The organism is Sulfitobacter pacificus, assembly GCF_030159975.1.
Taxonomy (GTDB): domain Bacteria; phylum Pseudomonadota; class Alphaproteobacteria; order Rhodobacterales; family Rhodobacteraceae; genus Sulfitobacter; species Sulfitobacter pacificus.
Genome location: NZ_BSNL01000001.1, coordinates 1,126,776 through 1,147,501, shown reverse-complemented (window position 1 = coordinate 1,147,501; position 20,726 = coordinate 1,126,776). Strand labels below are relative to the sequence as shown.

At 58.3% G+C, this 20,726-nt stretch carries 17 protein-coding genes; 7 read left to right on the top strand and 10 right to left on the bottom strand.

Annotated features, from left to right (window positions below; all coding sequences use genetic code 11):
* Window positions 1–31: 31 nt before the first annotated feature.
* Complete coding sequence (locus tag QQL78_RS05795) at window positions 32–1,378, top strand: MmgE/PrpD family protein (protein ID WP_284371513.1); 1,347 nt, start codon at window positions 32–34, stop codon at window positions 1,376–1,378.
* 12 nt (window positions 1,379–1,390) lie between these two features.
* Here QQL78_RS05795 and uvrA read toward each other — a convergent pair whose 3' ends face one another.
* The 8 genes from uvrA to QQL78_RS05755 form a co-directional block, all read right to left on the bottom strand.
* Entirely contained in the window at window positions 1,391–4,252 is a 2,862-nt protein-coding gene (gene uvrA / locus QQL78_RS05790; protein WP_284371511.1) for an excinuclease ABC subunit UvrA, read from the bottom strand.
* 84 nt (window positions 4,253–4,336) lie between these two features.
* Entirely contained in the window at window positions 4,337–5,491 is a 1,155-nt protein-coding gene (locus QQL78_RS05785; RefSeq protein ID WP_284371509.1) for an MFS transporter, read from the bottom strand.
* Window positions 5,492–5,509: 18 nt separating this feature from the next.
* Entirely contained in the window at window positions 5,510–6,073 is a 564-nt protein-coding gene (locus QQL78_RS05780) for a methyltransferase (RefSeq protein ID WP_284371508.1), read from the bottom strand.
* A 285-nt stretch (window positions 6,074–6,358) separates the two neighbouring features.
* A complete protein-coding gene (gene lpdA / locus QQL78_RS05775; RefSeq protein ID WP_284371505.1) occupies window positions 6,359–7,753 on the bottom strand; it encodes a dihydrolipoyl dehydrogenase in 1,395 nt (464 codons plus the stop codon).
* Between the two features lie 95 nt (window positions 7,754–7,848).
* On the bottom strand, window positions 7,849–8,430 hold the full coding sequence (locus QQL78_RS05770; RefSeq protein WP_284371504.1) for a DUF924 family protein: 582 nt from the start codon (window positions 8,428–8,430) through the stop codon (window positions 7,849–7,851).
* A 103-nt stretch (window positions 8,431–8,533) separates the two neighbouring features.
* Entirely contained in the window at window positions 8,534–9,793 is a 1,260-nt protein-coding gene (locus QQL78_RS05765) for an MFS transporter (RefSeq protein WP_284371502.1), read from the bottom strand.
* Between the two features lie 106 nt (window positions 9,794–9,899).
* The gene (gene queA, locus QQL78_RS05760) at window positions 9,900–10,955 is read right to left on the bottom strand and encodes a tRNA preQ1(34) S-adenosylmethionine ribosyltransferase-isomerase QueA (protein ID WP_284371500.1); all 1,056 of its coding nucleotides are present in this window, start codon (window positions 10,953–10,955) and stop codon (window positions 9,900–9,902) included.
* 9 nt (window positions 10,956–10,964) lie between these two features.
* Window positions 10,965–14,339, bottom strand: a complete 3,375-nt coding sequence (locus QQL78_RS05755; RefSeq protein ID WP_284371499.1) for a YhdP family protein — start codon at window positions 14,337–14,339, stop codon at window positions 10,965–10,967.
* Window positions 14,340–14,433: 94 nt separating this feature from the next.
* Here QQL78_RS05755 and QQL78_RS05750 point away from each other — a divergent pair, with 94 nt between their 5' ends.
* The 4 genes from QQL78_RS05750 to QQL78_RS05735 all read left to right on the top strand — a co-directional run bounded on the left by QQL78_RS05750 (window position 14,434) and on the right by QQL78_RS05735 (window position 17,728).
* Window positions 14,434–14,895, top strand: coding sequence for a peroxiredoxin (locus QQL78_RS05750; protein ID WP_284371497.1), 462 nt, complete (start codon window positions 14,434–14,436; stop codon window positions 14,893–14,895).
* Window positions 14,892–15,695 (top strand): ferritin-like domain-containing protein, encoded by an 804-nt coding sequence (locus tag QQL78_RS05745; RefSeq protein WP_284371495.1) that lies wholly within the window; start codon window positions 14,892–14,894, stop codon window positions 15,693–15,695. Before QQL78_RS05750 ends, QQL78_RS05745 begins: the two co-directional genes overlap by 4 nt.
* 205 nt (window positions 15,696–15,900) lie before the next feature.
* The gene (locus QQL78_RS05740) at window positions 15,901–17,229 is read left to right on the top strand and encodes a DUF5930 domain-containing protein (protein WP_284371493.1); all 1,329 of its coding nucleotides are present in this window, start codon (window positions 15,901–15,903) and stop codon (window positions 17,227–17,229) included.
* Window positions 17,219–17,728, top strand: a complete 510-nt coding sequence (locus tag QQL78_RS05735) for a bactofilin family protein (RefSeq protein WP_284371490.1) — start codon at window positions 17,219–17,221, stop codon at window positions 17,726–17,728. Before QQL78_RS05740 ends, QQL78_RS05735 begins: the two co-directional genes overlap by 11 nt.
* A gap of 151 nt (window positions 17,729–17,879) precedes the next feature.
* On the opposite strand, the gene QQL78_RS05730 is transcribed toward QQL78_RS05735, so the two are convergent.
* Entirely contained in the window at window positions 17,880–18,437 is a 558-nt protein-coding gene (locus QQL78_RS05730) for a peptidylprolyl isomerase (RefSeq protein WP_284371489.1), read from the bottom strand.
* Window positions 18,430–18,936, bottom strand: a complete 507-nt coding sequence (locus tag QQL78_RS05725) for a peptidylprolyl isomerase (RefSeq protein ID WP_284371487.1) — start codon at window positions 18,934–18,936, stop codon at window positions 18,430–18,432. The genes QQL78_RS05730 and QQL78_RS05725 overlap by 8 nt, the downstream gene beginning before the upstream one ends.
* A 126-nt stretch (window positions 18,937–19,062) precedes the next feature.
* Between QQL78_RS05725 and QQL78_RS05720 the strand changes: the two genes are divergently transcribed.
* Together QQL78_RS05720 and QQL78_RS05715 are read left to right on the top strand one after the other, a co-directional pair.
* Window positions 19,063–20,265 carry a phosphoglycerate kinase gene (locus tag QQL78_RS05720; RefSeq protein WP_284371485.1) on the top strand — a complete coding sequence of 401 codons (1,203 nt, stop codon included), beginning with the start codon at window positions 19,063–19,065 and terminating at the stop codon, window positions 20,263–20,265.
* Window positions 20,266–20,392: 127 nt separating this feature from the next.
* Complete coding sequence (locus QQL78_RS05715) at window positions 20,393–20,692, top strand: FtsB family cell division protein (RefSeq protein ID WP_284371483.1); 300 nt, start codon at window positions 20,393–20,395, stop codon at window positions 20,690–20,692.
* Window positions 20,693–20,726: the final 34 nt, after the last annotated feature.

Below are 20,726 nucleotides of genomic sequence, written 5' to 3'. Positions count from 1 at the left end.
GCTGGGGTCACCCCAGTTGGAGCCTGCCGCCATGTCGCCCCCTTTCCACGAATTTGCCGCTGACCTGACTTATGCAGATCTGCCAGAGGCGCTACGCGCTGTTTTGCGGCGCTCGTTTCTGGACACTATGGGGGTCGCGGCGGTCGCATCAACCACACAGATGGCGCAGATTGCTGTGCGCGGGGCACAGGCGATGTTTGGCCCAACCGCGACCGGGTCCGCGCGGATATTGATGGAAGGTACGCCGCTGTCGCCCGCTGGGGCCGCGATGGCAGGTGGGTTTACTGTCGATGCCGTTGATGCGCATGATTCAACATCACCTTGCAAAGGGCATGGCGGTTCGGCTGTTTTCCCTGCGCTGATGGCGATGGCTGATGCATCAGCTAACCCTCTGACAGGACAGGCATTTGCCACACATCTGGCGGTGGGGTACGAGGTCAGCTACCGCGTGGGTCTGGCACAGCATGCGACCTGCGCAGATTATCATACCTCTGGTGCATGGACCGCAGTGGGCGTTGCAACGGCCGCCGCACGAATGTTGGAATGTGACGGCGAAACGATCCGCCACGCCGCCGGAATCGGAGAGTACCACGGGCCGCGCAGCCAAATGATGCGCTGTATTGATCATCCGACTATGGTGCGCGACGGCGTTGGCTGGGGCGCACCATCGGGCGTGGTTGCGGCTTACCTCGCGCGTGACGGGTTCACCGGCGCACCGGCCCTGACCTGCGAAGACGCGCCACCCTTCTGGTCCGACCTTGGCACAGCCTGGCGCACGGTTGAGGACACCAGCTACAAACCCTACCCCTGCTGTCGTTGGGCACATCCAAGCATTGATTCAGTTGCCCATTTGATGGCCACACATGGCCTGACCCACACGGAAATCGCGTCTGTTGATATAAAGACGTTTCACAATGCCACACGTCTTGCCGGTCACCGCCCCGCAAGCCCGGATGAATTCGCCTATGGCATCGCATTTCCTGTCGCAACAATGATTGTGCGTGGCCAAATTGGTGTGTCGGAACTGGGGCTTACGACATTAAGTGACCCTGATATTCTACGGATCAGCGATGCCGTGCGGCTGATCGACGATCCCCATTTGACCAGGATTTCACAGGGCAAACGCTGGGCGCAGGTGACGTTGCACACGCGCGACGGGCGCAGCTTTGAAGATGTGCCGCGCACCCCAAAAGGCGACAATGACCTGCCCCTTTCAGACAGTGAGATTTCCGACAAGTTCCACCTGTTCGCCGACCCGGTGCTTGGGGCGGCGCGGGCAAACGAGATTGAAACACTCTGTTCTGATTTTGACAGCCTCTCCGCCGCCGATTTCACCCGGCTGCTTGATCTTTGTCTGACCGCGCCCCCGCGCAATTGAAAAAGCCGTGCCTTATTCGGCGGCGACTTTCCCGCGTTTTGCCAACATCGGTTTGAGGTATTTGCCGGTATAGCTTTCCGCAACTTTCGCCACATCCTCTGGCGTGCCAGTTGCCACCACACGACCACCACCATCACCGCCTTCAGGACCGATATCAATGATGTGATCCGCTGTTTTCACCACATCAAGGTTGTGCTCAATAACAATCACTGAATTGCCCTGATCAACCAGTTCATGCAGCACTTCCAACAGCTTACGCACATCTTCAAAATGCAAACCGGTCGTCGGTTCATCCAGAATATACAGGGTGCGCCCGGTGGAGCGCTTGCTTAGCTCCTTGGAAAGTTTCACCCGCTGCGCCTCACCCCCCGAAAGGGTTGTCGCCTGCTGGCCCACCTTGATATAGCCCAGCCCGACCCGCATCAGCGCGTCCATCTTTTCGCGGATCGAAGGCACAGCGGCAAAAAACGTCTGCGCATCCTCCACCGTCATGTTCAGCACATCGGCAATCGATTTGCCCTTGAATTTGATTTCAAGCGTTTCACGGTTGTAGCGCGCGCCCTTACAGGTTTCACACTCCACATAGACATCCGGCAGGAAGTGCATTTCGATCTTGATCACACCATCACCCTGACAGGCCTCGCAGCGTCCACCTTTGACGTTGAAACTGAACCGTCCGGGCTTGTACCCCCTTGCCTTTGCTTCAGGAAGTCCAGCGAACCAGTCCCGGATCGGGGTAAAGGCACCTGTATAGGTCGCCGGGTTAGAGCGTGGCGTGCGCCCGATCGGGCGTTGGTCAATATCGATGACCTTATCCAGATGTTCCAGCCCTTTGATGGTTTCACAGGGGGCCGGTGTCTGGCGTGCGCCGTTCAGGTTCATCGAGGCGGTCTTGAACAGGGTTTCAATTGTCAGCGTCGATTTACCGCCACCAGAAACCCCTGTGACACAGACGAACTTGCCCAAGGGTAAGTCCACGGTCACATTCTGCAAATTGTTCCCCGTGGCCTTCACCACCTGAATTTTCTTCTTGTTCCCCTTGCGGCGGGTGGCTGGCACGGCAATCTCCCGCGCCCCCGTCAGATATTGCCCGGTGATCGAATTTGGATCCGCTGCAATTGCCGCAGGCACCCCGTGGCTGACCACCTGCCCGCCATGCACACCGGCACCCGGCCCGATGTCAAAAACATAATCCGCCTCACGGATCGCCTCTTCGTCATGTTCCACCACGATCACGGTATTGCCTTGGTCGCGCAGGTTTTTCAGGGTCAGTAAGAGACGGTCATTGTCGCGCTGATGCAACCCGATCGAAGGCTCATCAAGCACATAAAGTACACCCGTCAAACCGGATCCGATTTGCGAGGCCAGTCTGATCCGTTGGCTTTCGCCACCACTTAATGTACCACTTGAACGTGCGAGTGTAAGATACTCTAATCCAACATTATTCAAGAACCCCAGACGTTCACGAATTTCCTTGAGGATCGCCTTGGCAATCTCGTTTTTCTGCTTCGTCAACTCGGCAGGAACGCTTTCACACCAAGCCAGCGCATCGCGGATCGACATCTGCACCACCTGTCCTGCATGCAACCCGGCAATCTTCACCGCCAGCGCTTCAGGACGCAGTCGGAAGCCTTCACAGGTGCCGCAGGGTCGGTTGTTCTGGTAGCGTTCAAATTCTTCACGTACCCAATTACTGTCAGTCTCACGATAGCGGCGTTCCATGTTGGGGATGACCCCCTCAAACACGCGGCTGACCTCATAAACGCGCCCGCCTTCATCATAGCGGAACTTGATTTCTTCCTTGCCCGACCCGCGCAGGAATACCTTTTGCACCTTTGGGTCCAGATCCTTCCATTTGGTGTTCTGATTGAACCCGTAATGTTTGGCAATCGCCTCAATCGTCTGTTTGAAGTAAGGGCTTTTCCCCTTGCGCCAGGGGGCAAGCGCGCCATCATAAACCTTAAGGTTCTGATCCGGCACCACCAGCCGTTCATCAAAAAACAACTCTTTACCCAAGCCATCGCAAGAGGGGCACGCGCCAAAGGGGGCGTTAAAAGAGAACAGGCGCGGCTCGATCTCGGGAATGGTGAACCCACTGACCGGACAGGCAAATTTTTCGGAAAACGTACTGCGCTCCGGGTCGCCCTCTGCCGGTGCGGTTTCCAGAATGGCGATGCCGTCGGCAAGATCCAGTGCCGTGCGCAAACTATCCGCCAGCCGCGTTTCCAGCCCTTCACGCACAACGATGCGATCCACCACCACATCAATGTCATGGCGGAATTTCTTATCCAGCGTCGGCGGCTCGTCCAGCTCGTAGAATTCGCCGTTGACCTTAACCCGTTGAAAACCCTGCTTGCGCAGTTCAAGAAACTCCTTGCGGTATTCGCCTTTGCGGTCGCGCACAATCGGGGCCAGCAGATAGGCGCGTGTCCCCTCTTCCATATTCATGATCCGGTCAACCATGTCCTGAACTTGTTGGGCCTCAATGGGTTTGCCGGTGGCCGGGGAATAGGGTGTGCCGACACGGGCGAACAGCAGCCGCATGTAGTCATAGATTTCAGTGACCGTGCCAACCGTCGAACGCGGGTTTTTTGATGTCGTCTTTTGTTCGATGGAAATCGCCGGGGACAGACCGGAAATATGATCCACATCCGGCTTTTGCATCATGTCGAGGAACTGACGCGCATAGGCGCTCAGGGATTCGACATAGCGCCGCTGCCCTTCGGCATAGATAGTGTCAAAGGCCAGCGAGGATTTACCCGAACCAGAAAGCCCAGTGATTACAACCAGTTGGTCGCGTGGAATATCCACATCAATGCTTTTGAGATTATGTTCGCGCGCGCCGCGCACTTCGATATTTTTCAGCTCAGCCATGCCACACCCCTGTTAACATCCCAGACATAGGCGGCTGCGCATGATTTTCCAATGGAAAAGTAAGAACTAAATAGGAACATCCGCCTATCGGCGTGCATATCCCAGCAGCAGATGGGCCAAGCCCCCCACCGCAAGAACCACCGCCACCAGAAGCGGTAGCGCACTATACCCCAGCCCGGCAATTGCCATGGCTATGACCGGCGTGCCCAGCGTATTCCCCAGATTGCCCATTTGCGCCATCGCCCCGTTGGCCTGCGCCTGTGTTGCAGCATTGTCGTTCAGCTGCGGTACCGCGGCAAAGCTGGCCCCCTGGACAAGCCCCAACCCACCCGCAAGCGCAATACATGCCCAGGGTGCGGCAGGCACCGCCCACAGCCAGATCATACAAAGGGCGCTAAAGGCAAATCCCAGCTCAATCACCCGCACCGCTGGCATGATACGCAGTAAAGCCACACCAAGAGTCATCGACACCACAATGCTGGTTAGCGGCATCGCTGTCATCACCATCGCCCGCAGCGCCGGATCAAGAAACGGCGGCAGCAGCGTCAGCACAGAAACAAAGCTGAAAGTGTAAAACAGCCATCCGGCAGCAGGGGCTGCGATGAAAGGCGAGCGGTAGATCTTCACATGATCCCGCAGGATCTGGCTCAGGGACAGCTCCGGTTGCACCCCTTCTTCAGGCAAGGCGCGCAGCCGGGCGCCCAGCAGGATCGCAAAAACCGCCATATACAGTGCATGCCCGGCAAATAATGCAGGCAGACCCAGGTTCACCGCCAGCGGATAGCCACCAAAAGCCAGCACCGCAAAAGCAACACCAAAAAACGTGCCCCAAAGGGTCAGGGCCAGCCCGCGATCCTTGGGCGCACAAAGCTGGGCAATCAAGGTTGGCGCGGCCACAACGATGGCCAGATGAGAGGCCCCTTCAATCACCCGACTAATCAACATCCACGGCAAAGGCGGCAGGCTGGCCTGAAACAACGATACCGCCGCCCCCACCCAAAGCGCGCTTAACAAGGCGCGGCGGTACCGGATCCGCGCCACCACCAGCCCCGCAACCACCCCAAACAGGATCCCGACAAAGCCAACCAGTGATACAACCCACCCCAGCGCCGGACCTGCATCAGGATAGGCCTGTGGCAGCAGGTCAAAAATCACCGATACCTTGCCATATTGCGCCGCAGCACCCAGCCCCGCCCCCCAAAGTGTCAGGATCAGCGGCCATGAAGTCCGTTCAACCATGCCTCGCTCCAAAGAACATCAGATTTTCTGCGCCAGGGCCCAGGCACAGACCGGCATCTCGGGGTCGTTCCTGATGTCATCCGTCTCCGGGTCATGGACCGGCGGCCAGATTTCTTCAAGATTGCGCAGGGCCACATGCCGGTTGCCCCATTGCTCGGCATGAATCGCATCTTCATCAAACCCACCTTCCACCAGCAGGTTTCTCAAGCCGCGCGCGGACCAGCGCGAACAATCCTGCGGGGCCGCATGCAGCGGCGCAAAAAATGGCACGGCAAGCCAGAAGTACCCACCGGGGCGCAGCATCGCATAGACATTGCGCGTGGCGGCATAGGGGCGGTCCAGATGTTCCCAGACCTGATTGGCAAGGATCAGATCAAATTGCACCATCTCCCCGGTGGCTTTATCCACAAAAGGTTTGGCGCAGACGTCATATTTGGGATAGCGAAACTGCACATAGCTCTTAAAGGTAAACCGCTCACCCCATTTCCCGGAAATCTCCGCTGTATCAAGATCTTGCGGACCAAGAGCGTTGATCATCCGTCGGCTTGACGGCTGCATGACGACACGATTGAGACTAACCATATCACATCTATGACAGCGCATTGGACAAGGGTCCAGTGCGATATGGAACCGCGATTCTGAACGGGGTCAAGGATCGCGCAGCGACCAATCTTTGATTGGCCTGTCCTTGACGCCGGTCAGACTCGCATCACCCTTGATCAGGCGCGTTCAGGGCAGAGCTGCCCCTGAACCGCTTTCAGCAAAGGGAAGACCCTCAATACCACATCGCCCCTTGCAAGGGCTGCGATCTCGTTGCCATAGATTCCAAAAAATGAAGTCGCGGCACCGCCGCGTCCGCAGGATCATCTACATATGGATGACACGGCCATAGGCATCCAGAACGCTCTCATGCATCATCTCACTCAGGGTTGGATGCGGGAAGACCGTGTTCATCAGATCCTCTTCGGTGGTCTCCAACTGGCGGCCTACCACATAGCCCTGGATCAGCTCGGTCACTTCCGCCCCAACCATATGCGCGCCCAAAAGCTCGCCGGTTTTGGCATCAAAAATCGTCTTGATCAGCCCCTCCGGCTCGCCCAAAGCAATTGCCTTGCCATTGCCGATAAAGGGGAAACGCCCCACCTTAATGTCATACCCAAGCTCTTTGGCCTTGGCTTCGGTATAGCCGACACTCGCCACTTGCGGATGACAATAGGTGCAGCCGGCGATGCTTTCAGGCTTGACCGGGTGGGCGTGTATACCGGCCATCAATTCTGCAACCATCACCCCTTCATGGCTTGCCTTATGGGCCAGCCACGGGGCCCCCGCGATGTCACCAATGGCATAAAGCCCGTCCACACCGGTGTGGCAATATTCATCGGTCACAACATGGGTGCGGTCGATTTTTACGCCCAGTTCTTCAAGGCCCAGATTTTCGACATTGCCAACAATGCCAACGGCGGAAATCACCGTGTCGAAATCCATCTTCTCGACCTTGCCGCCCACCTCAATATGAGCTGTCACCTTGTCACCTTTGCGGTCCAGCTGCTTGACCATGGCCTTTTGCATGATCTTCATGCCCTGTTTCTCAAAGGCCTTTTTCGCAAAGGCAGAAATCTCTGCATCTTCCACCGGCAGCACCCGGTCCATGACTTCCACAACCGTGGTATCAGCGCCCAAGGTGTTGTAGAAACTGGCAAATTCAATGCCAATTGCACCGGAGCCAATGACCAGCAGTTTTTTCGGCATATGCGCCGGTTGCAACGCATGTTTATAGGTCCAGACCAGTTTGCCATCTGCCTCAAGCCCGGGCAATTCGCGCGCCCGCGCGCCGGTGGCCAAGACGATGTTCTTCGCAGTTAGGTCTTCACTGCCCTTATCGGTCTTGACCGATACTTTACCCTTGGCCGGCAATGTCGCCTGCCCCATGAACACGGTGATCTTGTTCTTTTTCATCAGATGACCAATGCCACCGGACAATTGCCCCGCCACCTTGCGCGAGCGTTTGACCACCGCATCCAGATCATACCCGATGCCATCCGCCTTCAGGCCGAATTCCTTGGCCCGGTGCATCAGATGAAAAACCTCTGAGGAGCGCAGCAGCGCCTTGGTGGGGATACAGCCCCAGTTCAGACAAATCCCGCCCAGATGTTCACGCTCGACAATAGCGACTTTCATGCCCAGCTGGGCCGCGCGAATTGCCGCGACATAGCCCCCCGGACCGGCACCAATTACGATCAGATCAAAGGAATTCGCTGCCATGGTCGACACCTCGCGGGCTAAGCATTAACAATATAGTTTACCATTAAACTACATTGCCCCCACCCACAACCGCGAGATTTACCGACCTGCGGCGCTCAGGCCGCCTTGGCCTGAAGTGTCCGCAAGGTGCTGGCATAACCGCCCTGCCCGACATAGGCCACTTCTGCCGCTGTGCTGGTCCGCGACAGGGCTTCATTGCGATAGGGGAAACGACCAAACAGCCGGATAACTTCGCGGTGGGCCCTGGCATGCAGCAGGTTGCCCGCGCCTTCCTGCGGCATGCGTTCACACATCAGCCGCACACAACGTTCCTGATCACACAGGTTTTCCGAATGCATCAAGGGCATGTAAAAGAACTGCCGCGCCGGTTCGTCGATGGTCAGATCCCAGCCCCGTTCAATCGCGGATTTGGCCACAGCCAAGGACGCACGATCCGTTGAAAAGGCGCGGTCCTGCCCGCGAAACATGTTGCGCGAAAACTGGTCCGTCAGAATGATATAGGCCAAGGCACCGGACGGATAGGTCAGCCAAAGCGAATACTGCCCTTCACTGGCATTTTCCCAGGCGTCCAGAAACCGGTCGCTTATCTGTGCGTCCAGCGCATCACTTGCTTCATACCAGCCCTTGGGTCCAACCTCGTCCAGCCAGAATTCAAGGATCTCTTGGGGCGTCGTCATATCGTTTTCCTTTGGCCTGATTGACCCAACCTGTTCATCTTAGGGGCATTTTCGCGCAACTGCCCATTCACGAATTGTATCAAAACCGACATCTTCGCAAGCTTCACGGGGAATTTTCTGGCTCATGCTCCGCTTCGATGGCTATTTCTTGCGCATATTCGACCGCAACCACCGTGGAGGACGCCGTCAGCGCCACAAAATCGCCGGTGTCTTCAACCGCGACCCCTGCCCGCTGTGTGGCACGGTAGGTGGCGTAAAATGCCAGAGCGATAAACAGCACCGCGGTGAAAAGATAGAACCCACCGGGGCCCAATGCGGTGCCCATCATCCAACCGGTGATCACCGGCCCAAGGATCGCCCCCAGCCCGTTGATAAACACCATTCCGCCAGATGCGGCCGCCATATCCTCATGTTCCAGAAAATCGTTAGTATGGGCAATCAGCAGCGAATACAGCGGGTTAGACATACCACCAACAATAAACGCCGAGGCCAGCAAAATCGGAAACACATGGCCAAGAAACATGCCGATGAAGGAGCCCGCCGCACCAGCAACCGAAACGATGGCAATCAATGTCCGCCGGTTCATCCGGTCGGAAATCCAGCCGATGGGATATTGCAGCACCACGGAGCCGACAAAGAAGGTCGCCACAAACATCGAGATCTGCGCCACGCTCAACCCCGCCTCTGCACCGTAAACCGCCGCCATGCCGAATTGCGCCGAGAACACTCCACCCAAAAGGAACATACCGACACAGCCCAGCGGCGAGAAATTGACCAGCTCGCGCAGGCTCATCGGTTTGGTGGTGTCAAATGCCGGTGTTGGGCTGATCGACAAAAGGATTGGTGTAACCGCGATGCTAACCAGCACGGAAGGGATCACAAAGAGGATAAAGCCGGACGGATCCGCGGTCAGCAGCAGGGCCTGCGCGATCACGATGCCCAGCGTTTGCACAATCATGTAAAGCGACAGGGCCTGTCCACGGTTGGAGTTATCCGCTGCATTGTTCAGCCAGCTTTCCGCCGTCACATAGACCGCCGAAAAACAAAATCCGATCAGAATCCGGCCCAGAGACCAGATCACGATATTGGGGAAGGTTGGATAAAGGATCATCACCGCCGAGATCAGAGAGGCAAGTGCCGCAAAAACCCGCACGTGGCCAACACGGCGGATCATGCCGGGTGCCATGCGCGACCCGCCCAGAAAGCCGACAAAGTAACATGACATCACGATCGACATCTCGAAGGTCGAAAACCCCTCCAAGGCACCGCGAATACCCAGCAGCGTCCCCTGCATACCGTTGCCGACCATCAACAGGCCCATACCGAGTAACAACGCCCATGCGCTAGAGAGAACCTGTATCATGCTGCTTGTTCCTTCGTGTTGTGGTGCCTCACTGAACCTCTGCGTCCAATGGGTCACTTCTGTCCGCGACACGGAATGCCGCAATCGGGGGTTTGAGGGATTTAGATTAAGAAACCGGCGGCAACAGCAAAGAAGCGTCACCGTAGGAGAAAAAGCGATATTCCTGCGCGATCGCATGGGCATAAATGGTTTTGATCTGCTCTACACCCATCATGGCAGAGACCAGCATCATCAGGGTCGATTTCGGCAGGTGGAAGTTGGTCATCAAAGCATCCGCCACGTTAAAACTGAACCCCGGCGTGATGAAAATATCGGTATCCCCTTGCCAGGGCGCAATTTCTCCACCGCGCCCGGCGGTTTCAATCAGGCGCAGCGAGGTTGTGCCAACGGGTATGATCCGCCCGCCCGCGGCTTTGGTTGCGGCAATTTCTTCTGCCGCCGCGGCGCTGACACTGCCCCATTCGGCATGCATCTTGTGATCGGCAATATCGTCCACCTTGACCGGCAGAAAGGTGCCCGCCCCCACATGCAGCGTCACATAGGTAAAGGTAACGCCAATCTCGCGCAGCTGTGCCAAAAGGGCATCGTCAAAATGCAAGGATGCCGTGGGCGCAGCAACAGCACCGGCATGTCTGGCCCAGACCGTTTGATAATCCGTCTTGTCCTGCGCATCAGCGGGGCGTTTGGCCGCAATATAGGGCGGTAGCGGCATGGCACCTGCTGCATTCAGGGCCGCATCAAAATCCGCACCCGCGCAGTTAAACCGCAAATATCCCTGCCCGTCCTGCGTCCCCTCAAGTGTTGCGCTTAAATCAGCGCTGAAGGTGACAACCTCACCCAGCTTGAGCTTGCGCAGTGGTTTGATCAGTGCAGACCAGGTGCCATCACCGCGCGGCTCCAGCAGGGTGACCTCGATCTTGGCCTCGACCCGGCCCTGACTGCTGTCACGCACCCGCACCCCGAAAAGCCGCGCAGGGATAACACGGGTGTCATTCAGCACCAGCCGATCCCCGGCCCGCAACCAGGTTGCCAGATCTGTAACCCGTTGGTCATGGATCACGTCCCCCTCTGCCACCAGCAGGCGTGCCGATGTGCGCGGCACCGCAGGGCGGGTCGCGATCAATGTTTCGGGCAGATCAAAATCAAATTCAGACAGTTTCATGGCCGCGCCTTATCGCCCTTCGTAGCGGCGTTCAACGGGTCTTTCTGGTTGAGGTTCCGGCTTTGGCAATGTGCTGCCGGTCACACCTTCCACAGCGGGCAAATCCGGGGGGGGTGCGCGAAAGATCTCGCGGAACATTGCAGGGGTCAATGCGGAGAGCGGGTTCACCCCGACCTTGGGATCTTTTGCAGCTCCGCTGAGAGTGTAATTGAACCCGATCAACCCCTCGCCCTTGCGGGTGAACAACGACCCGATGCCGTTCAGCAGATAGACCGGAGAGATCACCCCCTGCATCGCGATCTGCCCGGTATCCAGCGCATAGGTCCCATCCATCGACAGCCCCATGGAGGCCCCCACCGCGCTGGCTTCGGTCAGGGTCAGCCGGTTCGGGGTCAGCCGGAAACTGCCCTCCACATCCTCAAAATAAATCCCATCACCGTTCAACTCATTGACCAGCCCCACCACCGAAACAGCATTCAGCAGTGCCGCGATCCCTGGTGCATCCTTGATGGCAACACCACCGATTTCCAGCTTGCCATCAAAGACACCGCCTGATCCAACCGGCAATAACACCAGCGACAGCGACCCGCCGACCACCTGTTTCAGCAATCCTGCCGCGCGCAACACCCGCCCCGCATCCGAGGAGATCAGACGCACCGCGCTGCGCCCTGATTGCGGGATCACACGTCCCTCGACCGGCGCATCGCCGTTCAGCAGCGCCTTGAAACCACCATCCAGCCCCCGGCGCGTATCAAACTGCCCCTGCAATCCAGTAAGACTAATCGTGTCGGTGATCTGCAACCGATCCAGCGCAATAATCATCGGCGGCGCAGCGGGGTCTGGCGGTGCAGAGCCGAATGCGGCGCGGCGCAGGTCCAGTGATCCGCCGCGCAGCGCCACCTGCACTGGACGCCCCGCCCCACGCCCAACCAGATCCAGCGGCACATCCAGCCAGTTGCCGACCTTCAACCGGTCAAAACGCACCCGCTCCAGCGTGCGGTCACTGTTGAACTGCACCGCACCTGCGGCCGAAAGACCCGGCCCCGACACCTCCAGCCGCTCAACCGCGGGCACCGGCGACAGGGTCACATCGACCGCCAGCGCGCCCGATTGTGACGCGGCTTTACGCCAGGAGACCTGCGGCACAGCGACCCCCAGCCCGACAAGATTCGAACGCAAGCGCAGCTTCGGAGAGGTGCCGCGCTTCAAGGTTACCTCGATTTCGCCAACACCGCGCCCCGACACCGACCCTTCGGGCAGTTTGACGCCAAAGGTTTCCAGCGCCTTGGGCGTTAATGCGATTGTGCCGCTTAAGATACCGGGGGCCGCGTCCGGCCCCACCGGCTGCTTCAGCACCGCATCAAAGGGCACACCGTCCATTTGGCCTTTGCCGGTCAAAGAGAACCCCTCGTTCTGGGCAAAAAGCACCAGTTTGGGGGTGGTGATGGTCCGGTCCTTGACCAAGACCTTTGAACGCATGTCCAGAAGATCACCCTGCACGTGATAGCTCACCTTGGGCTTGGTGCCGCGTTTCAGGGAGAGCGCCAATGTGCCTGTCACTGTGGCCCGGCCCTCGGCCAGCTTTACTGGCAGCTTGGCCTTATCCATCACTGACAGAGGCGGCATGTTCAACAACGACAGCGCCGCCTCGATGTTTGAGCTTGCATCCAGACGGACCACGGCGGGGGTGCCGTCCTTGGCCAGAATATCAGGGATGATAAACGACGATCCGGTCAGCCCGATTGTGCCCCCCTGAGGCGGCGTCAACTTGCCGGTATCCAGCGACACCACCAAACGTCTGTCGGCCAGACTGACATGTCCGCGCCCTTCGGTGACCAGTGGCAGGGTTTTTGAAAACCGCACGGTGGCATCTGTGTAATCAAACGCCAGAAAGGTGCGGGGCGTGGCATTGGGCGTGCGCCGCACTGCCAGATCAATATTGCTCAGCGCACCGGATCTGAGGTTTTCCACCAGCCATTTACGTGTGCCTTTTGCCGCGCGTTGTGGCCAAAGCGCCAGCAAACGGTCGGGTTCCAGCCCGTCCATCTGCGCATCCAGCGCCACATGCCAACCGTCCTCTCCCGCCAGAACACTGCCATCCACCAGCGCTGTCTTGCCCTGATCCGAAATCTGGGCACGGCCCAAAGTCACCCGAAACGGATTCAGTTCCAACCGCAGGTCAAGATCAACCCCCGCAAGGGCCACCGGCATTTCATAAAGGTCCCCCGGATTGGCCTGCAAACCGCTGAGCCTGATCTGCCAGATAAGATCGCTTAGCGCACCGCTGGTTTCATCCAGCCCCAAAACGGCGGTGCCGCTTGCCTGACCGGTGATCCATTGGCTGCGCACGGACAGTTCATCAAAGGTCAGCAGTTTTTCATCCGGGTCATAACTGAAATAGCTGCGCGCACCGTCAAAAGGGACAGGTTCCGTGCCCTCGTTCGGCTGCACTGCGCCGGCGCCGATCTGCAAGGTTGCAGCCCAAGGGGTGAACCGTCCCGCATCGTTCAGCCCTGCCCGCACCGATCCCGAAATCGGGGCCCGAAGCACCCCCAGCCAGGCAAGTGCGGGGTCCTGAACCGCAATGTCCTGTGCGCCAACCCCGTCAAAGGTAACACCAAATTCCGCGGCGGTTTCCCCGATCCGGCTGGTATAATTCGCCGCAAGTGTGGCAACCCCGGTGCCACCGGTCAGCACCGCAAGATCCGCGTTGATCCGCAGGGTGTCTCCCTCACGGCCCAGCTGCAACCGCCCGCCATCCATCGTCCAGACCCGACCCGATCGCGCATCCTCAAACCGCAGGGTCAGCGCGCGCAGATCGACACCGCGCAGGGCACTCAGGGCCGGGCTGAGCAGAACATCATCCACCTGCCCGATCAGCTCTGGCAGGGTTGCCGCCTGCCGCTCTGCGCCAAATCCGCTAAGTCCGGTTTGCACAGAGACGCGCCCGTCCCTGTCCCGACGCAGACGCGCCACGATACCGCTCAGCGCGATGTCTTTGGGCCGGGGCTGTCCTTTCAGCAACTGACGGGTTGAAAACGTAGCCTTGAATTCGTGGAACCGTATCAGCTCCTCACCGGTGACAGCGGTTACCGCGACATTGCGCAGACGCACACGCGGCCGCCAGCCCTCATCCATCAGAAACGCCATCTCACCAAAACTCACGCGTGCCTGCGGCAGGGCCTCGGCAATCCGCGCCTCGATCATCGTGCGGGCCCAGATCGGGGCCGTGACCGCGTTGCTTTTGAGGTACATCACCACACCACCAACCGCCAGAACGGCAACCGTGACCAGCCCCAGCACCCAGTTCAACAGCCACATCACCCCAAGGCCCAACAGGCGCTTGCGGGGTTTTGCAACAGATGGGGGTGCAGGTTCGCTCATCGATGTCCGAATTCTGGGGCGCGGGCTTGGCACTGGCGCGTATCCCACTACTATGTCAGGCCACCGAAGCGCTTCCAAGTGAAAGAGAACAGAGATGCCAGATATCGCCGATACCGCCCCCGATTTTACCCTGCCTGTGACCGGTGGCGACAGTGTCACGCTCAGCGCCTTGCAGGGCGCGCCTGTGGTTTTGTTTTTCTATCCACGCGATGATACCCCCGGGTGTACCAAGGAAAGCATCGGCTTTTCTCACAGCCTTGCCGATTTTGAGGCCTTGGGGGCAAAAGTATTCGGCATTTCGCGCGATACTATGGCGAAACACGATAAATTCACCGCCAAACACGATCTGACCGTGCCGCTTTTATCCGATGAAGAAGGCCGCGTTACCGAAGACTACGGGGTCTGGGTTGAAAAGAACATGTATGGCAAGAAATCCATGGGAATCGAGCGGGCGACCTATCTGATCGGTGCTGATGGCAAAATCGCACAGGTCTGGCGCAAGGTGAAAGTCCCCGGTCATGTGGAAGCGGTGCTTGATGCGGTGCGCGCCCTATGATGCCGCTGGCGCAGATGGCCGAAAGCGTGTTGCGTTGCGGCGATGGACGGGAAAAAACCGCCCTGTCGCGACGTCTGGCCGCAGAGTGGCAGGCGGCGCGTGCAGCAGGCGAGCAGCCCGAAATTGGCCGCGCTGATCCGCCGATGCACCCGGCCCGCCCGGCACAGCCGGAGCTGTTGAACCCACGTGATGTGCCCAGCCGCAAACCCGGCACGCCAGAGGGGCGCATCGCCCTGCTGCACGCTGTGGCGCATATCGAACTGAACGCGGTGGACTTGCATTGGGACATCATCGCACGGTTTGCAGATGTCGAAATGCCGATGGGATTTTACGATGATTGGGTCAAAGCGGCGGATGAAGAGTCCAAACATTTCAACCTGATGGCCGATTGTCTGGAGGAATTGGGCAGTTTTTACGGGGCGCTGCCCGCCCATGCAGGCATGTGGCGCGCCGCCGAGGATACCACCAGTGATTTCATGGGCCGTCTGGCTGTGGTGCCGATGGTGCTGGAGGCGCGTGGTCTTGATGTGACGCCGGGGATGATCAAACTGTTCAAACAGGCCAAGGCACAAAGCGCGGTTGCAGCGCTTGAGACCATCTATGCAGAGGAAGTCGCCCATGTCGCCTATGGCAGCAAGTGGTTTCACTTTCTGTGCGGCCGCCACAACGAAGACCCCAAAGAGCGGTTTCACGCCCTGGTGCGGACTTATTTCCATGGCCACCTGAAGCCACCGTTTAACGAAGAGAAACGCGCCGAGGCAGGCATCCCGCCGGACTTCTACTGGCCGCTGACCGCCTGAAAACAGCCTTTGGTGTAGCGTGAACCACGCAACACAAGTCACTGGTATCGGCGGATTTTTGCCAATCCGCATCAATCCGCCGCTTTCACAGGGTGACAAAGGGCAACAGACTTGCCCCATCAGCAATCACTGGATATTGAACCGTTAACAAAAAAGACGGGCCACCCTTACGGCACCGCAACTGGGATGCTGAAAGGTTACACAAGTGCGCACACGGATCGCGATCAAAATCCATTCGATTCTGGAAACCTATTTCCCGGAACGCCGCGTTTTCCTGAAGTCCGACAGCGACACCCGATTTATCCGCCTCCGCCCCAGCACCCAATTGATTGCATTTGCCGGCAGCGCCCTGTTGGTCGCCTGGTCGATCATCGCCACCGCTGTGATCCTGATGGACAGCATCGGGTCGGGCAATTTTCGCGAACAGGCCAAACGTGATCAGCGCACCTATCAGGCCCGCCTGAACGACCTGTCCTCACAACGTGACAGCCGCGCCACCGAAGCGCTGGCCGCGCAGGAACGGTTTAACGTCGCATTAAAACAGATCTCTGTGATGCAATCAGAACTGTTGCAGTCAGAAACCCAGAGACGTGAACTGGAAACCGGGATCGACGTGATCCAAAGCACCCTGCGCGAGACCATGCAGGACCGCGAAACCGCACGGGCGGAACTGGCGGCGCTTGAGGGCAGCCTGGAAGAGGGCGACACCGGTGCCGTGCGCACAGCATCAAATGCTGCGCCCATCGGTTTTCTGGCCGAGGCGCTTGAGCAAACTGCGAAAGAGCGGGACAAGGTTGTGGCTGACGCGCAGGAAGCCCTGTTGGAAGCCGACCGGATGAGCCAGCAGATTGCCCTGATGCGCGATCAGAACGATGCGATTTTCCGCCAGCTGGAAGAAGCGATGACCGTCTCTGTCGCGCCGCTGGACAAGATGTTCCGCAGCGCGGGCATGCCCACCGACCGTATTCTTGAAACTGTCCGCCGCGGCTACTCCGGTCAGGGCGGCCCGATGACCCCGCTGACATTCAGTACCCGTGGTGAAGAACCCACAGCAGATACCCTGCGGGCGAACCGGTTGCTGAACCAGATGGACCGGCTGAACCTCTACCGGATTGCCGCCGAAAAGGCCCCGTTTGCGAATCCCGTGAAGGATGCCTTCCGCTTTACCAGCAAATTCGGCTATCGCCGCGATCCGAAAACCGGTGGCCGCCGGATGCATTCCGGTGTTGATTTCGCCGCCCGCAGCGGCACACCACTTTATGCCACAGCGGACGGTGTTGTGACCCATGCGGGCTGGCAATCAGGATATGGTAGGCTTGTCAAAATCCAGCATGAATTTGGCATTGAAACCCGTTATGCGCATCAATCCCGCATCCGCGTAAAAGTCGGACAAAGGGTCTCGCGCGGGCAACATATCGGTGATATGGGAGCCTCTGGAAGAGTAACCGGCGTTCATCTGCACTACGAAGTGCGTGTAGGTGGCAAGGCTGTAAACCCGATGATCTATATCAAGGCAGCAAACGATGTTTTCTAAAAGCAAAATCAACGACCCCGCCCCGAGCAAAGACGCAGACGCGTCCAAACCGGCAGCCCCTTCAGCCCCTGCCCCGCAGGCGACCGCACAGGCAAAGCCAAGCGAATTCAAGGCCAGCGCACCAAAGGCCAAACCGCCTGCCTCGCTGCTCTCTGCTGATCTGCATGTGACCGGCAATATGAAGACAACAGGCGATATTCAGGTTGAAGGTACGGTTGAAGGCGACATTCGCGCGCATCTGCTGACCATCGGTGAAAGCGCCACCATCAAGGGTGAAGTGATTGCTGATGATGTGGTGATCAACGGCCGTATCGTGGGCCGTGTGCGCGGCTTGAAGGTGCGTTTGACTTCGACCGCACGGGTCGAGGGTGACATCATTCACAAAACCATCGCGATTGAATCCGGTGCCCACTTCGAAGGCTCCGTTCAGCGCCAGGATGATCCCTTGAACCCCGGTGCGAAATCCTCCCCGGTGCCCAAGGGTAACCCTGCCGCCTAAGCCGCGACAGCAAAGATTGAACAAAGGCATCGCCAGTTGGGCGGTGCCTTTTTCGTTTGAGGCCATCAACGATGCACTACAGCGCCCTGCCCATGAAAAAAGGGCGCACCCTGCGGTACGCCCTCTGACATTCAGCAACTGCGTCTGATGCTTAGTCGATGACTGTCACCGATTTCATTACATCTGGCGCGCCAACCATGGCACCATTGCCACCGGTGCCCAGTTTGATGGCCTCCACAACGTCCTGCCCTTCGGTCACACGGCCAACAACCGTGTATTGACCGTTCAGGAAATGCCCCGCATCAAACATGATGAAGAACTGGCTGTTCGCAGAATCCGGGTTTTGTGATCGGGCCATGCCCACCACACCTTTGTCGAAAGGCACATCGGAAAACTCTGCCGCGACATCGGGCATATCGGAACCGCCCATGCCGGCGCGACGGGTGTCGCCGCCTTCTTTGCCGAATTCAACATCGCCGGTCTGCGCCATAAAGCCTTCGATCACGCGGTGAAAAACAACACCGTCATAGGCACCAGAGGCCGCCAGCGTTGTGATCCGCTCTACATGATTGGGGGCGACATCTTCCAATAGGTCAATGACAATTGTGCCATTGGCCTCGCCCGCCACTTCGATCTTGATTCCCGAAGCCGCAGCCGCAGATCCCATGAGCGCCGCCACGAGGCCGCCGGTCAAAGCCGATTTAAACATCTGCCGCAACCTTGACGCTGATCATACGGTCCGGGTTCGCAGGCGGCTCGCCCCGAGTGATGGCATCAACATGTTCCATGCCAGAAATAACCTGACCGTAGACCGTGTATTGGCCATTCAGGAAATCATTGTTCGAGAAGTTGATGAAGAACTGGCTGTTGGCCGAGTCAGGGTTGGCGGAACGTGCCGCGCCGATAGAACCCCGTGCGTGGGGCACTTTGGAAAACTCCGCTGGCACATTGCCAAGGTCAGAGCCACCGGTTCCCGCGCTGCGCAGGTTAAACCCGTCTTCCATGTTGCCGTGCTGCACGTCACCGGTCTGTGCCATGAAGCCATCGATCACACGGTGAAAGCAAACGTTGTCATATTTACCGGCACGGGCCAGCTCTTTCATCCGCGCCACATGCTTGGGGGCCAGATCTGGCATAAGCTCGATGGTGACGGTGCCATCTTTCAGCTCCATCAGGATGGTGTTTTCCGGGTCTTTGATCTCGGCCATGTGGCGCTCCTTTAACTGATTTCCCCCTAACTAGGCATGATCTGCCCAATTGCCAAGCGAGTGCATTGACCATTCGGCCCAGAAAGGCAAAACCCTTGGGTAAATATGCACAATGGGATGAATTCGATGGGCTGGAAATCGCTGGACGATCTGGAAATGGCAGAAAAGCGCGTGTTGGTGCGGGTGGACATTAACGTTCCGGTTGAAGATGGCCGCGTTACCGATGCCACGCGGATTGAGCGGATTGCGCCAACGGTACGCGACATTCTGGACAAAGGCGGCAAGCCAATGCTGTTGGCGCATTTCGGACGCCCCAAAGGACAGGTGAACCCCGAGATGAGCCTTGCGCAGGTTCTGCCCGCTTTGGAACAGGCGCTGGAACGCAAGGTTGTGTTGCTGGAAACGCTGGAGGCGGCAGAGACCCTCTCAGCCGAGGCAGAGGCCGCTGATGTGCTGCTGCTTGAGAACATCCGTTTCTATCCGGGTGAAGAAGGCAATGACCCTGATTTTGCCCGACGTCTGGCCGCGCTGGGTGACATCTATTGCAATGATGCGTTTTCTGCCGCCCACCGCGCCCATGCCTCGACCAGTGGCATTGCACAGCACCTGCCCTCCTGCGCGGGTCGCTTGATGCAGGCGGAACTACGCGCATTGGAGGCAGCCTTGTCCACGCCAGAGCGTCCCGTGGGGGCCGTTGTGGGCGGTGCAAAAGTATCGACCAAAATCGCCTTGCTGGAAAATCTGGTGAACCGTCTGGATACGTTGATCATCGGCGGAGGCATGGCCAATACCTTTCTGGGCGCGCTGGGTGCAGATATGGGTGCCTCGCTGCAAGAGCCTGATTTTTATGACACCGCCCGCGATATTCTGGCACAGGCAGAACGCGCGGGATGTCGTGTGATCCTGCCGCAGGACGGTTTGGTCACCCGTGAGTTCGCCGCTGGCGCCGCCCATGAGGTGGTGCAACTGGGCGCAGAGACAAAGCTCGACAGCGACCAGATGGTGCTGGATGCCGGCCCTGCCAGCGTCGAGATTGTACGCGCTGCTTTTGAGGGGCTCAAAACCCTGATCTGGAACGGCCCGCTTGGGGCCTTTGAAATTGCGCCATTCGACACCGCCACGGTTGCCGCGGCACAGATTGCCGCCAAACAAACCATTGATGGCGCATTGGTTTCGGTCGCCGGTGGCGGTGATACGGTTGCTGCCCTGAACAAGGCCGGTGTTGCAGACGATTTCACGTATATTTCCACGGCGGGCGGTGCCTTTCTGGAATGGATGGAGGGCAAAACCCTGCCCGGTGTCGCCGCATTGAACGGCAGCGCAGCCTAGACCCGCAAAAATGCGCCTAAACCCCGGAAAACAAGGGATTTAGGCGCAAAGGGGATTCACATGGCGAATCACCTGTGCCATACTGTCTAGACACGTCCATCAAGAGACGCATCAAGGCAGACCCATTATGAACCGCACCCCGCGCCCGGCATTTGGCACATTGTTTTTCTTTGCAATCGCCTTTGCGCTTAGTCTTTATTTTACCTTTGCCGCTGTGCAGGGTGATTTCGGTCTGTTCCGCCGAGCGGAGATTGTCGCCGAAAGCGAAGACCTGCGTCACAAGCTGGCACAGGTGGAAAGCGACGTTGCGCGGATGGAAAACCTGACCAAACGGATGTCGGATGACTATCTGGATCTTGATCTGCTCGACGAACAGGCCCGCCGTGTTCTGGGCATGGTGCGCAGCGACGAGATTGTAATCCGCTGATCCCACGCGCCCCGGATCACGGGGTCCGCCAAGG

What these genes read in the sequence shown, in the direction of transcription:
- QQL78_RS05795 (WP_284371513.1), top strand. Translation starts at nt 32, where the DNA reads ATGTCGCCCCCTTTCCACGAATTTGCCGCTGACCTGACTTATGCAGAT.
- uvrA (WP_284371511.1), bottom strand. Translation starts at nt 4,252, where the DNA reads ATGGCTGAGCTGAAAAATATCGAAGTGCGCGGCGCGCGCGAACATAAT.
- QQL78_RS05785 (WP_284371509.1), bottom strand. Translation starts at nt 5,491, where the DNA reads ATGGTTGAACGGACTTCATGGCCGCTGATCCTGACACTTTGGGGGGCG.
- QQL78_RS05780 (WP_284371508.1), bottom strand. Translation starts at nt 6,073, where the DNA reads ATGGTTAGTCTCAATCGTGTCGTCATGCAGCCGTCAAGCCGACGGATG.
- lpdA (WP_284371505.1), bottom strand. Translation starts at nt 7,753, where the DNA reads ATGGCAGCGAATTCCTTTGATCTGATCGTAATTGGTGCCGGTCCGGGG.
- QQL78_RS05770 (WP_284371504.1), bottom strand. Translation starts at nt 8,430, where the DNA reads ATGACGACGCCCCAAGAGATCCTTGAATTCTGGCTGGACGAGGTTGGA.
- QQL78_RS05765 (WP_284371502.1), bottom strand. Translation starts at nt 9,793, where the DNA reads ATGATACAGGTTCTCTCTAGCGCATGGGCGTTGTTACTCGGTATGGGC.
- queA (WP_284371500.1), bottom strand. Translation starts at nt 10,955, where the DNA reads ATGAAACTGTCTGAATTTGATTTTGATCTGCCCGAAACATTGATCGCG.
- QQL78_RS05755 (WP_284371499.1), bottom strand. Translation starts at nt 14,339, where the DNA reads ATGAGCGAACCTGCACCCCCATCTGTTGCAAAACCCCGCAAGCGCCTG.
- QQL78_RS05750 (WP_284371497.1), top strand. Translation starts at nt 14,434, where the DNA reads ATGCCAGATATCGCCGATACCGCCCCCGATTTTACCCTGCCTGTGACC.
- QQL78_RS05745 (WP_284371495.1), top strand. Translation starts at nt 14,892, where the DNA reads ATGATGCCGCTGGCGCAGATGGCCGAAAGCGTGTTGCGTTGCGGCGAT.
- QQL78_RS05735 (WP_284371490.1), top strand. Translation starts at nt 17,219, where the DNA reads ATGTTTTCTAAAAGCAAAATCAACGACCCCGCCCCGAGCAAAGACGCA.
- QQL78_RS05730 (WP_284371489.1), bottom strand. Translation starts at nt 18,437, where the DNA reads ATGTTTAAATCGGCTTTGACCGGCGGCCTCGTGGCGGCGCTCATGGGA.
- QQL78_RS05725 (WP_284371487.1), bottom strand. Translation starts at nt 18,936, where the DNA reads ATGGCCGAGATCAAAGACCCGGAAAACACCATCCTGATGGAGCTGAAA.
- QQL78_RS05720 (WP_284371485.1), top strand. Translation starts at nt 19,063, where the DNA reads ATGGGCTGGAAATCGCTGGACGATCTGGAAATGGCAGAAAAGCGCGTG.
- QQL78_RS05715 (WP_284371483.1), top strand. Translation starts at nt 20,393, where the DNA reads ATGAACCGCACCCCGCGCCCGGCATTTGGCACATTGTTTTTCTTTGCA.